The sequence below is a fragment of the Wolbachia endosymbiont (group B) of Ablattaria laevigata genome (genome assembly GCF_964277395.1).
Taxonomy (GTDB): Bacteria; Pseudomonadota; Alphaproteobacteria; order Rickettsiales; family Anaplasmataceae; genus Wolbachia.
The window spans coordinates 347,545-361,265 of sequence record NZ_OZ195519.1 but is presented as its reverse complement, the minus strand read 5'-3'; the positions used below and the strand labels follow the sequence as shown (position 1 = coordinate 361,265).

Annotated in this window: 11 protein-coding genes; 6 read left to right on the top strand and 5 right to left on the bottom strand. The window is 34.5% G+C overall.

What is annotated here, in order from left to right:
- From lpdA to ACICP1_RS01760, 4 genes are all read right to left on the bottom strand, one after another.
- Complete coding sequence (gene lpdA, locus ACICP1_RS01775; protein ID WP_010401379.1) at nucleotides 1-1,380, bottom strand: dihydrolipoyl dehydrogenase; 1,380 nt, start codon at nucleotides 1,378-1,380, stop codon at nucleotides 1-3.
- Entirely contained in the window at nucleotides 1,373-2,482 is a 1,110-nt protein-coding gene (locus ACICP1_RS01770) for a PQQ-binding-like beta-propeller repeat protein (protein WP_265041599.1), read from the bottom strand. The genes lpdA and ACICP1_RS01770 overlap by 8 nt, the downstream gene beginning before the upstream one ends.
- An 84-nt stretch (nucleotides 2,483-2,566) precedes the next feature.
- On the bottom strand, nucleotides 2,567-2,743 hold the full coding sequence (locus tag ACICP1_RS01765; RefSeq protein WP_160141980.1) for a hypothetical protein: 177 nt from the start codon (nucleotides 2,741-2,743) through the stop codon (nucleotides 2,567-2,569).
- A gap of 52 nt (nucleotides 2,744-2,795) precedes the next feature.
- Nucleotides 2,796-2,975 carry a hypothetical protein gene (locus ACICP1_RS01760; RefSeq protein WP_230440362.1) on the bottom strand — a complete coding sequence of 60 codons (180 nt, stop codon included), beginning with the start codon at nucleotides 2,973-2,975 and terminating at the stop codon, nucleotides 2,796-2,798.
- On the opposite strand from ACICP1_RS01760, the gene ACICP1_RS01755 reads away from it, so the two are divergent.
- Nucleotides 2,893-4,098 carry a cbb3-type cytochrome c oxidase subunit I gene (locus tag ACICP1_RS01755; RefSeq protein WP_395461302.1) on the top strand — a complete coding sequence of 402 codons (1,206 nt, stop codon included), beginning with the start codon at nucleotides 2,893-2,895 and terminating at the stop codon, nucleotides 4,096-4,098. The genes ACICP1_RS01760 and ACICP1_RS01755 overlap by 83 nt on opposite strands.
- Before the next feature lie 117 nt (nucleotides 4,099-4,215).
- On the opposite strand, the gene ACICP1_RS01750 is transcribed toward ACICP1_RS01755, so the two are convergent.
- Nucleotides 4,216-4,863, bottom strand: coding sequence for a hypothetical protein (locus tag ACICP1_RS01750; RefSeq protein ID WP_265041600.1), 648 nt, complete (start codon nucleotides 4,861-4,863; stop codon nucleotides 4,216-4,218).
- Nucleotides 4,864-5,012: 149 nt separating this feature from the next.
- Between ACICP1_RS01750 and ACICP1_RS01745 the strand changes: the two genes are divergently transcribed.
- The 5 genes from ACICP1_RS01745 to ACICP1_RS01725 all read left to right on the top strand — a co-directional run bounded on the left by ACICP1_RS01745 (nucleotide 5,013) and on the right by ACICP1_RS01725 (nucleotide 13,721).
- A complete protein-coding gene (locus ACICP1_RS01745) occupies nucleotides 5,013-7,577 on the top strand; it encodes a valine--tRNA ligase (protein ID WP_395460974.1) in 2,565 nt (854 codons plus the stop codon).
- A gap of 41 nt (nucleotides 7,578-7,618) precedes the next feature.
- Nucleotides 7,619-9,718 (top strand): hypothetical protein, encoded by a 2,100-nt coding sequence (locus ACICP1_RS01740; RefSeq protein WP_395460973.1) that lies wholly within the window; start codon nucleotides 7,619-7,621, stop codon nucleotides 9,716-9,718.
- 137 nt (nucleotides 9,719-9,855) lie between these two features.
- Nucleotides 9,856-11,022, top strand: coding sequence for a hypothetical protein (locus ACICP1_RS01735; protein WP_395460972.1), 1,167 nt, complete (start codon nucleotides 9,856-9,858; stop codon nucleotides 11,020-11,022).
- 43 nt (nucleotides 11,023-11,065) lie between these two features.
- Entirely contained in the window at nucleotides 11,066-11,746 is a 681-nt protein-coding gene (gene pyrF / locus ACICP1_RS01730) for an orotidine-5'-phosphate decarboxylase (RefSeq protein ID WP_010401398.1), read from the top strand.
- A gap of 811 nt (nucleotides 11,747-12,557) precedes the next feature.
- Entirely contained in the window at nucleotides 12,558-13,721 is a 1,164-nt protein-coding gene (locus ACICP1_RS01725) for a phage major capsid protein (protein ID WP_395460971.1), read from the top strand.

Here is a 13,721-nt window from a genome sequence, read left to right as displayed (position 1 = left end):
TTACTTTTTAAAGAAAGCATCGATGCACGCATCCCTAAAGGCTTCATTTATATCAGGATGAGAGTGACAAATTCTGTATATATCCTCTGCTGCTGCACCATATGCCATTGCAACCGCTGCTTCATTGATTAGCGTATCAGCGTATGCTCCTATGATATGTACACCGAGTATTGTATCTGCTTTGCTACAAGTCAGAACTTTCACGAATCCCTCAGCATCGTCAGTGACTTTTGCTCTACCGTTTGCAGCAAATTGACATTTACCAACTTTATACTTTCGACCAGCACTTTTTAGTTCTTCTTCAGTTTTACCGATTGAAGAAACTGCAGGGTGGGTGTAAATGACTGACGGTATGATTTCATAATCAACGTGAGGCAATTGCCTTGCTAATATCTCTGCAACTGCCACCCCTTCTTCCTCAGCTTTGTGAGCAAGCATTGCTCCACCAATCACATCACCAATAGCAAATATTCCTTTTACGTTGGTTTCATAACTATTGTTGACTTTAATAAAGCCACGACTGTCTTTTTCTATTTTTTCAAGACCCTCAGAGCATGGTTTGCGTCCTGCTGCCACCAATACCTTATCCGCCTCTATAGTATTTGTTTGATTATCTTTTACAGAGCAAACTTTCACACTCAAAGAGTTACTACTTTGTTTTATTCCCTCAACTTTAGTGCTAAGTAAAAATTTTATTCCTTGTTTTTGTAGACTAGAAAGTAGAGACTTACTTAATTCTCCATCCATTGCTGCAGCGATTCTGTCAAAAAATTCTACTACAGTGACTTCAGACCCTAGCCTCCTCCATACAGAAGACATTTCAAGCCCTATTGCCCCGGCTCCGATTACGACAAGTTTTTTTGGTACTTCAGTTAAAGACAATGCACCAGTTGATGAAATAATACTTTTCTCATCGATATTAATTCCTGGCAAAGAAATAACGTCAGAACCGGTTGCAATTACTATATTTTTTGTCTTCAGCACCTTACCTTCAACTGAAACTTCAAGGTTGCCTTGATCAAAAGAAGTAATTTTTCCAAGTCCATTGATCTTAGTAATTTTGTAAAGGTTAAACAGATATTCTATGCCTTTTCCAAGTTCCTGAACTCTAGCGTCTTTATAGCCTATCATTTCTCTCAAATCGAGACTTACATCCTTAACTTTTATGCCAAGTTTTGATAGATTATTTTTCGCGCTAGCATACTGATAAGAGGAATGGAGTAATGCTTTTGATGGTATACACCCAACTCGCAAACACGTGCCACCAAAAATGCTATTTTTGTCTATACAAGCAACTTTGAGTCCAAGTTTTGCAGCAGCAATAGCGCATTTGTAACCACCTGGACCACCACCTATAATAATCAAATCATAATCAGTCATAAAAAACAAACCTATTTTCTAAAGAATAAACACCATTTCCTTCAGTCGTTATATACATCTTACCATGGGTAAATACTGGAGCATGAAACACATTACCGGGTATTTTAATTACCCTTCCTGTACTTTCAGATCCAGGAAAAGCAAATATTGAACCTTTATTACTTGTTACCCAAAGCGTATGGGCATACATAATTGGAACAAACAATTGCACATTCTCTATAAAATCAGATGTCCAAACTGTTTTTCCACTTTGTATGTCGATGCCAATTACCTTATTATCTTTAGTCACCATGAAAATTCTTCCGCCTTCTTTTTGTTTCTCTGCAGGAATAAGAGGGCTATAATATGACTCAATGTTTGATATACTTTTTACTTGCAGTGGCCTTGACCATAAAATATTTCCTGAGTTTACGTCAATGCTATAAATATAAGAGTTGCTCGTAGCTATTAAGATATTATCGTGTACTCTAGGTGTAGTAGTTACATCTGTAAGCTGTGTGTCTAAAAGATTTGTAGCTAATTTTTGGCTCCATAGTTTTTTACCTTCTTCATTAAAAGCTATTAACTCGCCATTTGAAAATGGTGCCATTATTTTATCATTAGAGACTGCTGGTGAGATGGAATATAAACCTCGAACCTCATTTATACCATTTTGATAAGCCCAAATGGGGCTGCCATCTTTTACATCAAATACATGTAGATAGTTATCAATAGTCAATACTACCAACTTATTGTTTATTACTATTGCTTTCCCTCTTGCCGGAGCTCTTAATTCTTTTTCCCATTGAATCTCCCCTGTTTTCGCATCTATTGTGTGTAGAATGTTATCCACTACAAAGAAAACATTTTCTTTGTAGCTCGATAAACTCATATTACCAATTTTTTTCCTACTTGAGAGGTATAATTTCCAATTTATAACTCTTGGGTTATCGATATCAAAGGAATATAAGGTACCGTGCTTGTCTGGTAAAATAACGCTATTTTCTGTAAGTATTGGAGCGACATATCCTTGAGATAATTTTTTATCTACTAAACTTATTCGTTCGCTTGCCATTGTATAGTTACTATACAATAACATTATCATGACAATTATTATTTTCATTATTTAGTGAAAACAAGATTCATTAATATACATACTAGAAACGTAAATCACAACGAAAATGTTCTTAATTGTGGATCAAAAGCATTAACGTAATGTCATGCCATTATGTAAAGATTCTCTTACTGTAATAATTTTTATCAAGTATTGATTAAAACACATTTCGATAGCCCAGACTAACGCTGTCAGTAATATTACCATAATATGAAATGGAAATGGACGCAGCATTTTCACGATGAAAGATATTGTTGTAATGTCATTCATTTAAACTATGCATATCAATTTGAAAAATGTACATTGTCTTATGCTATAGTACCTAAAAGTAAATGCTCAACATACAAAATAACGCTTCACTTTGCAGGCAATGGATATTCTTGGCAGTACTTGCTCTTGCTTGTTCTGGACTGCTGTCAATAATTGTTATTTTTCTACGATTGCCTTTTATTTCTTCTCTCATTCCTTCTGCACAATATATCTTTGATAATGCACTTGTGATACACGTAAATTTGTCAATTTTGGTATGGATGTGCTCTATAATATCTCTGCTCTTCATCATAAACTTAAAAAACACCAATCATTGGTTTAACTTCTCATGGATTCTCTCAATCCTTTCCATGCTGCTAATGTTTATATCTGCATTTGTTCCAAATACTGAAGTTATCAAAAGTAACTATATACCTGTATTACAAAACAAATTATTTTTACTTGGACTCAGTCTTTTCATTACCATCATATTGATAAATACAGCTCTAGCCTACATATCAAATAAACAAGACTCATATCTTTCAATCGGACAAATTGGCCTGGTCATTATACTTGTGTCATCATTTCTTTGTGTTGTTTTAGCACATAAAAATATGCCTCCAGGTCTATATCACTCAGACAAGAATTTATTTTATGAATATCTCTTTTGGGGAGGCGGACATTTACTGCAGTTTGCCTTTGCTCAAGCAATGTTTTTAGTTTATTTGATCATACTGAATGCTCGCTATATTAGTCTAAATAAAATTACCATTTTACCACTATTTATAAACACAGTTTTGACCGTAGGTGCGCCGTTTATATACTTTACTTATTCGGCGGATAGTGCTGAATTAATACAGTTTTTTACCTGGCATATGAGAATTGCTGGAGCAGTTCTGCCGTGCTTTTTAACAATATTAGTGTCTTGCAACATAAAAACTCTGCTCAATGATAAGGGCAATTATCTTCTCCACTCGTTTGTATTGTTCATTTATGGAGGTGTGCTTGGAGTGCTAACTATTGAAGGAAATGTCACTATCCCTGCGCATTATCACGGTTCTGTGGTTGGTATTACTATAGCTTTTATGAATTTTGTCTACTGGCTGTTACCAAAATTGGGCTGTAAAGAAATAAAAAGCTCCATAGTAAGATTACAGATTTATTCATATAGCTTGGGACATTTTCTCCACATTACTGGACTTGTTTGGCTTGGTGGATATGGTGCATTAAGAAAAGTTGCAGATCTGCCAAGTATTTCATCAATGTTGGCACGTGCTTGTTTTATTACGGGTGGAGCTATATCAGTTATTGGTGGAATGTTATTCGTAATAATTGTGATTTTACATCTTCTTAAAGGCAAGGCTCGTACCAACTAACCCACAGAAACAAAACTAAAAATTTTAGTGTAAAATTACTATATTTACTTTGTACTATGGCTCAAACAACCTGCTTCAAATTTGGAAAGGCAGTGAAATGAAAAAAACTATATCAAGCTAGACTGAATTCTTATTTGCTACTCCTTGTGGTTCTTGTGTTCCATTTACTTGAGAGCTAGGTTTCATTATTAAACCACCAGCTAAGAATGCAGATACTGTTGCTATAACAACGATTAACCACATGTCCAATTTAGTTGTATGTTCAAGTGTAATATACACTACTAACCCAACAGCAAGACCAGTACTAGCAGTAGCGATGTATGTTGCTTTTTCTTTTAGTTGTTTATTTGCTTCATTTTTGACTTCTAATATTTTCTTTTCTTGCTGTGAATGCTGGATTTGAGTATTTAGTTTATTTTTTTCAGCTTTTAATTCTATATTTTCGTTCTGAGCTGTCTTCCTTGCATATTCTAAGGATCTATTTAACCGTTCAGCTCTATCCTTTTTAGTTTGTAAGTCTTTATTTTCCTTCTCTAGCTGCTCAAGTTTATTTATTTTTTGCTTCATTTCACTTTTCATTTCATTTTTTAGTTCATTTCTTATTTTATCTTTTAATGTAGCTACTGCTTCTTCTGGGCTTTTTTTACCTTTTAACTCCAGCACGTCTTCAAGCAATTCTGCTAGATCTATTTTTGCTGGGTGGGGCACATAATATGGGTGAGTTAAAATATCTCTAATCTCTTTTAAGTTGTGAAAGTTAAGCATAATAAACCTCAATACTAAAAATTTATTATGTAATACATTAAAAATTATAAGATCAAGAAGAATTTGTATCATAAATTAAAACGGTAGACATTAAAATTGCTGTATTCGCTCAATTGTGATAACTTAAAGCTTAAAACTGAGAAATATTTATGTTAGAAGAAAAATATAGTTTTAGAGAAATTGAAGACAAATACACCGTATTATGGGAAGGTAGCAAGGTTTATAAATGGAATGGTGAAAAGGATAATACTTTCACTATAGATACGCCTCCACCAACGATATCGGGAAAGTTGCACATTGGCCATATATTTAGCTATTGCCATACGGACTTTATTGCAAGGTTTCAACGTATGCTGGGGAAAGATGTGTTTTATCCAATTGGTTTTGATGATAATGGCCTTCCGACTGAAAGGTTAGTTGAGCAAACCTATAAAGTTAGTGCAAAAGAAGTTGGCAGAGAAAAATTTATAGAGATGTGCCATGAAGTTATTGAGAAGTCAAAGCAAGAATTCAAGGAGTTATTTAAATCGGTCGGCATTAGTTATGATTGGAGTTTGGAATATCACACGATCAGCAAGGAAGCTGTGGCACTTTCTCAAACGTCGTTTGTTGATCTATATAACAAAGGGTATATATATAGGAAAATGCAACCTATTCTTTGGGACCCAGTTGATAAAACCGCAATTGCGCAAGCGGAAATAGAGGATAAAGTCTTTGAGTCATCTTTGAACACGATAGTTTTTTCCACTGAAAAAAATGAGCAGATTCATATTGCAACTACGCGACCTGAGTTACTTCCTGCATGTGTTGCAGTTTTTTGTCATCCAGAAGATGCACGATATGCCCATCTGATTGGAAAAATAGCCGTAGTGCCAATTACAGAGGCAAAAGTTCCAATAATAGCTGATGATAAGGTCAAAATAGATAAAGGCACTGGGCTTGTTATGTGCTGTACATTCGGTGATGAGCTCGACATATATTGGCAGCAAAAGCATAATCTGCCGGTGACAATTATAATTGATCAGGATGGAAGGATGAATCTGCATGCAGTGTGTGATCAAAAATGGATCCCAGTGTCACGCACTGGGATGACAGGGGAGAAAGATGCCCATTATCAAGCTACTCAGGTGACAGAGGAGACACATGCCGGTGTCATCCGAGTAGCTGACACTGGGATCCATGGACTAAAAGTTAAAGAAGCAAGAAAGAGGATCATTGAAATCCTCAGTGGAAAAGGACTTTTAATAGAAAGCACTAGCATTTCTCATTCTGTTAAATGTGCTGAAAGATCTGGTGCGCCGCTTGAAATATTACCTACTTATCAATGGTTTGTCAAGACTTTAGAGCAAAAAACTCAAGTATTAGATAAAGTGAGTAAATGTAATTGGCATCCAGAATCTATGCGTAAACGTATGGAGGTGTGGATAGAAGGGCTAAGTTGGGATTGGTGCATCTCAAGACAGCGTTATTTTGGTGTACCATTTCCAGTTTGGTATTCAAAACGTAAGGGAGAAGAAGGCAAAATCATTCTAGCTGAAGTAAAGGATTTACCTGTAGATCCACTCAAAGATTTGCCGAAAGGGTATATTAAAGAAGAAGTTACTCCAGATCAAGATGTGATGGATACTTGGGCAACAAGTGCGATCACTCCTCAATTAAGTGCACTGGCAGTAAACAGTGAGCTCGGTTTACCAAGCCATCGGTATGATAAGATATTTCCTGCAGATCTGCGCAGCCAAAGCCATGAGATAATAAGAACTTGGGCTTTTTATACGATTTTGAAGGCACATTATCATGCAGATTCACTGCCGTGGAAAAATATCATGATTAGTGGTTGGTGTTTGGCTGATGATAAAAAAAAGATGAGTAAATCAAAAGGTAATATCATCACTCCTCATGTAATGCTTGAAACCTATGGAGCTGACGTAGTACGCTATTGGGCAGCAAACTCAAGACTTGGAGTTGACACAGTCTACTCTGAAAATATCTTCAAAATTGGCAAACGACTTGTTACGAAACTTTGGAATGCTAGCAAATTTGTTTCCATGTTTATGGAAAAACATCAAGGATTGAGCATAAATTCCATCAGTGAGACGATGGATAAGTGGATATTGTCCAAATTATATAAAGTGATAGAAAAAACGACGAACAACCTATTACAGTTTGAATACTGCGAAGCTTTGAGCGCAATAGAAGAATTTTTTTGGAAAGATTTTTGTGATAATTACTTAGAGTTAGTTAAAAAACGTGCATATGGAGATGCATTGGACAGCGAGGCAAACATGAGTGCGAAACAGAGTTTGGCATATGTACTCAATATTATTTTGCGGTTATTTGCACCATTTTTGCCATACATTACAGAGGAAATATATCATCAGTTGTATAGTTATAACTCCGTTCACAATAAAAGTAATTGGCCTAACAAGGAAGAACTTACCTATGATAAGTATTCTGAGGAAATGGGAGATAATTTCGTGCAGATATTAAACCTTGTGAGAAAAATAAAAGCAGATAATAACGTATCAGTTAAGCATCTTATACAAAAGTTGATGATAAAAGCGAGTGTAAAAGAGGATGAGTTAAATTATTCTGCTCAGCATGATTTGCAGTCAGTTTGCAATGCTGAAGTGATAGAATGGGTTGAGAGTACAGAAGCAGAGCTTATAACTGAGAATGGAAAATTTACTGTAAGTTTATTGATTGATGTAACTTAGCATTCGTATTACTATACTAATTATTTAGTTGTGAGGTAATAATGATTGGTAATTCATATAATAATAAAATTGAAGAGCAAAAAGATGATTATCATGACTTCATTCAAAGGTTTTTGTTTTTGCTCGGTAAGATAAAAGAAAAGAATAAATCAATTCACACTGCTGTAGCTAGTTTTCACATATTATCTTTTTTAATAAAATACAATGCCAATTTTAATGAAGATGAAGTGTATAAAGCCGTTATCCAAGATTTCAATAATGTAAAGGAAGCGAGACTAGAGCTTCAAGATGATGCTAAAAAAGTATTGAGTGGGTATATTGAAAGTGGTGTTGAAACAGTGTCAATATATGGTAGTTGTGCAGAAGTTAAATTGGGAGCTAATAAAAACAAATTCAAAGTCAGTGAGTTTTTGAATAGTAATTTCTGTCAAGATAATGGAATTTCAGGATTTTCAACTCTGCATAGCAATGGAAAAAATGGAATGCACGGTTTTGTTTCTGAAGAAGGAATAAGGCACTATGTTGTAACTGATGGTGCATACGAAATGACTCTGAATTGGTGTGATGAGGACGGAAAAAAGTGCACTATTATAATTAATATTGATGCTAATGGTATAGAACTTATCGAGCGTAATCGTGTTACTGATGATCAATTGAAAGCAAATAAAGATGTAAAAATAGGTAACTTATTCTTGTATCAAATAAAATTTAGAAATAAGGAGAAAGGCAATCATAAATCATCTGAGATTGTGATAGAAAATAGTAATAGAAATATTAACATTCAAACAACTCAAGAAATTGAGCTTGGCAGCAAAGAAGCTCAAATAGGCAGTACTAAAATGCAAGACAAAATTGCACAAGTTGTAGATGACAGCTTAAACGAAAGAATTAATAAATTGGAAAAAGAAAATACAAGATTAACTGGAAATAATCAAACTATATTAGAACAATTACAGCAAAAAATGAGAGAGGTGGAGGAATTAAATGGAAAGGTAAGGGAAAAAGATGAAGTTTTGGCTGAAGTAACACAAAAACTCAAGCAGCTAAGTGATTCGGTAGAGAGTGAATTTGAAAGGAGAAAAGTAGAGAAGGAAAAGTTAGAGGAGAAGTTAAGGAAAGCGCAAAAAGAGATACAAAAGTTAAGTAAAGAAAAAGCTGAATTAGTGCAAGAAAAGCAAGATTTAGAAGAATTTGCTGAAGGTCTAGATGTTGAAGTACAAAGACTAAAGGATCAAATAAGGCAATTAGAGTACAGTGTGGCTGTAGCAGTGAATGAAAATAAAAGATTAAAACAAAAATTGAATGATACTCAAAAAGAGTTGGATGGTAAGTATGGTGAAATCCAGAGATTAGAAAGTCAATCACACGAATTAGAAAGTCAAAAAATAACAGAATTGGAAATATACTTAGAAGAGAAAAAGAAAAAAATAGCAGAGTTAGAGGTGCTGTTGGAAGAAGAAAAGGGGGAAGTTTTTAGTTTAGAATCTAGATTATGTAATTCAGAAGAAGAAAAAAGACGATTACAAGAAAAGTTAAATGAAAAAACTCAAGAAGAGATTAATCTAGAAGAACTATGTAAGAAATTGGAAGAGAAAGAAGCTGAGTATCTCAATAGGATCAAAGAATTAGAAAGAAATCTTGATCAAGGAAGAAAAGAATTTGAAAAATTGCGAAGTGATCTAGAAGAAGAAGATCAAAATTGTTCTGAAGAGTACGAAAAGTTACTATCTGAGAAAATTACTATGAAAAGGGGAATTTCACGTTTAGATGATCAATCTTCATTATCTCATCAAAATTATGTCAGCTTTGTAAAGGATTGTACGGGTTTGATAACAGAGATGGTAAGTTTGTTTCAAGAAAGTATAGGAGAAAAAGACAATGTGACTATGCCAAGGAGTACTATGCTAGAGATTTGCGGAAGATTTGATGAATTGATTAAGCATTGTGTAGAAAGTGATCAAGAAATACAAAAGATGCTTGAAGAAGTATTTGAACAAATTAATGATAGCCCTGCTTCTTCAAATATGAGTAATGGGGATTTATCAGCACTACCAAATAAAGAGCTGAATGAAGCTTCATATTCAGAAGATTTTGGATATTCTAGTAGATGTTCTACTCCTAGATGTTCTACTCCTGTCTGATGCCACCTTGCATTTTGAGTTTAGTTAGAATATCAACTAAAGTTTATCACTGGTACAATTGTGATAAGTGTTCTCCTCTACAGGTAAGACAATTTTAATCAATATATACAAGACTGCTGAAGTTTTGTATATGGGTGATGAGCAATTTACTTAATAAATATAATACATTTTATTTTATAGCTAGTTCTCTGGCTACTCTCACGTTACTTACATCTTTAGCGCTTATTAATGTACCTAGTTCTTTAATTCTCGCTTTAGCTGTATTATCTGTTTTGGCTTTTATGATTTTGTATAAAATAATTATTGACACTAGTAAAGTGGAGAAGAAATTTGCTCACAAAGAGCGTGAGTTGACTCAAGAAAAGCACAATTTATACGAGGAAGGAAGAAAATTTTGTCAAAAAATAGAAGCTGAGAGGAAATATTTTCTTAAAGAAAAAAAATCTTTGGAGGAGAAATTAGAAGCAAAAATGATCCATATAATTGGAATAACAGAAGAATTAGAAAAAGTAACGAAGGAGAAAGATGAGCTTGCTGCACAAGAAAAAGAACTACTCCATAAAATCTCATATTTGTGTAAACAGTTACAGGAAAAAGAAGCTAATCTAACTGAGAGGAAAAAACTTATAATAGAATTGAAAAGAAAAATAGACAATGATAAATATGAGGAATTATATAAGGAAGTAGAGAAATTATCTAAAGAAAAAGAGGAGTTATCTAAGGAAATAGACAAATTACGTAAAGAGAAACATATACTATATATGAAAAAAGAAGAATTACATAAAAGAAAAGAAGAACTTTGTGTGAAATTAGATGAATTACAATGTAAATTTAAAGAAATTGATCAGAAAAATAAAAACTTATCTCAAGAGTTAAAAAGGAAATTTGAAGAGCTAGATAAAGCAGACGGTTTAATTAAAAATCAATCTTTTGAGTTAGACAGAATAAGACAAGATTGTAATAACGAAGTGAAAAATTTAAGAAATTCACTTTTAGAGCGAGACAGTCAAATAAAACAACTTCAATATGTGATAGATAAGATAGAAGAATCGATAAGAGAAAATGAAACAATTAAAGATTATAGCAAAAAAATAATATTAGGGGAGACTCAGAAAATAAAATTTATATTAGGGCAGCTTGTGCAATTCAAGCCAATGAAAGGTTCCAAAACATCGGAGGAAACGTCTGATTCTTTACAGGAAGATCTTGGATATGCCAGTCGTTCACCCACTCCGACCAGATTATCGTGTTCAGTGTCTGTACAAAGCATTGCAAGTGGACCAATCCCTGAATATGGATTGTAAAATGCAACAATTACTCTTATTATAAAAAAAATTATACAAGATAATGAACCCAATAATATGCGCACTGGATACACAAGATTTGAATGAAGCCATATCTTGGGCTAATGGTCTGCGTGATAAGGTTGGCATGGTAAAACTTGGGTTAGAATTTTTTGCTGCACATGGTCCTTCTGGAGTGAGAGAAGTTGCAAAATGCAATGTACCAATTTTTTTAGATCTAAAATTGTATGATATTCCAAACACTGTAGCTAGAACAGTTGAAGCAATAAAAGCTCTAGATGTTGAAATGCTAACATTGCATATCAGTGGTGGAACAAAAATGCTTAAAGAAGCACTAAGTGTAGTGCAAGGAAAGAAAATAAAGCTAATTGGAGTAACAGTACTAACCAGCATGATCAATGAAGATCTGAGTGAACTCGGAGTGGCAAGAGAAACAAAATCACAGGTAATTTTGCTAGCAAAGCTTGCAAAAAAGATTGGACTGCATGGAATAGTTTGCTCTGCACTAGAAGCTCAAGAAGTGCGCCAAGAATGTGGTAAAGACTTTAAAATTATTACTCCAGGAATCCGTATAAATCGAGGTCATGATGATCAAAAAAGGACAGCAACACCAAAAGAAGCAATAAATTCAGGAGCTGATTATATCGTAATTGGCAGACCAATTACAAAAAGCGGCAATCCCGCAAGTAGTGCAGAATTAATATTGAAATCCCTTACTGATTGAAGCAGGGCAGATAAGGTAGCATAGAGTAAAAGCAACAAACGGTATGTATCCGTTCAGCAGGGTGGCAAAACAAGGTAGACGAGAAAAGATAACTAAATGGGTGTCATCCTAGTGCTTGACCATTTTTCTTTTTTTCTGGATTCCAGCGTCACGCGCTGGAATGACAGGGCTGTGAGTGTCATCGAAGTAGCCGATACAGGCCTTTTTCTTCTGTCATCCCAGTGCCCTGACACTGAGATCCAGTTAAATTTACAGGTATAAAAGTAATCAACGTTTCTGGTGATGATAGAAAAATGGATCCCAGCACAGGATACCATTTATTGTTTTGGCAAATTTGTACAGCTACGTACTTTATTTGCACATTCTTCTGAACAGATACGCAGCGAAAAAAAATGCTTGACACAAAAAAATGGATGCTGTATAGTGCTAACGATTAAGTATAATATTTACCGTGGTGTAATACTACACTGCTTTTTTTACTTCAACAAGTAATCAGTATCATTTTTCTCTCGTTACCAGGCGCCTTACGTTTATTTGTATCTACCATGAAGCCAATGCTGGAATCCAGAAAAAAGACCGGTGAATGGCAGGCACGAGCATTATACGTATACAGTTGTATGAACGTTGTTTACCATGAGGGCGCCTCCCAGCACTGGGATCCATATTGTAAACAAGCGTTTGAGTTATACTAAGCTGCCATTCACCGGTCTTTTTTCTGAATGCAGTTTGCATAACAACGAAAAGGTACTGAGATTAAAGATTACCTTCAAATTACAATACTATTCTAATTTTATTTTTAAAGGAGGCTATTATGTCACTTACTGATATCGCTCACCGTGTTAATGAACTCGCTTCATCATGGGAGCAATTTAAATTAATAAATGATCGCAAACTAAAAGAAATCGAAAGCAAAGGACCTGAGCAGCTATGCAAGATAAATAGTAATATTGATAATTGCAAAGAGCGCTTAGATTTTATTGAAACTTCAGCTCAACGCCCAGAGATTAGCACAGATTTTAATACAGGTGATAAATATTTTTCTGATTATATTCGCAAAGGAATGGAAAGTAGGTTATCACACAAAACCCTAAGTGGAGATGACAATGATATTGGAGGGTATTTAGTTACTCCTCACATTGGAAAACGGATAAACAAGCGTATAGCTGATTCATCTCCAATGCGGCAAATATGTTCCAATCAAAGAATCTCTACTGAAACGCTGGATTATATTATAGAAGATTGTGACCGTGCTGGTGCAGGTTGGAGTGGTGAAACAGTAGAAGATGAAGATGGTGGCTATAAATCCAAGTATGATTTTGCACAAGACACAAGTACACCTAAAATTCAAAAGATTTCCATCACAACTTATGAGCTCTATGCTCAGCCGCAAATATCACAAAAATTGCTCGATGATGCATTTGTCAATGTTGAAAATTGGCTTGTAGAAAAGGTTGCCGAAACTTTCAGTAAGAAGGAGAATGAAGCCTTTATTAAAGGTGATGGCACTTTTCAACCTAAAGGAATTTTAACTTACGAAAATGGAAATGGTCATAATAAGATAGAGCAAATTAAAGCTGATAAGCTAGACAGCGATGCCATAATGATATTGTACTACTCTCTAAATGAACATTACTCTAAAAATGCATCATTTTTGATGAACAGGAGTACGTTAAAGGACGTTAGGCTACTAAAATCTGAAACAGGTCAGTATCTTTGGCAGCCGAGTTTATCGCTTGAAACTCCAGATACTTTAATGGGAATACCAGTATATCAATCTGCTGATATGCCACCTACAATGATTGCAGTAGCGGATTTCAAACAAGCTTATAAGATCGTAGATAACAGAGGAATGAGAATACTTAGAGACCCTTATACAAACAAACCTTATGTTAGATTTTTTGTTACTAAGCGTGTTGGCGGGGAAGTTGTCAACACCAGCGCTATTAAATTGTTGAAAATTGCAAGCAAGTACTAA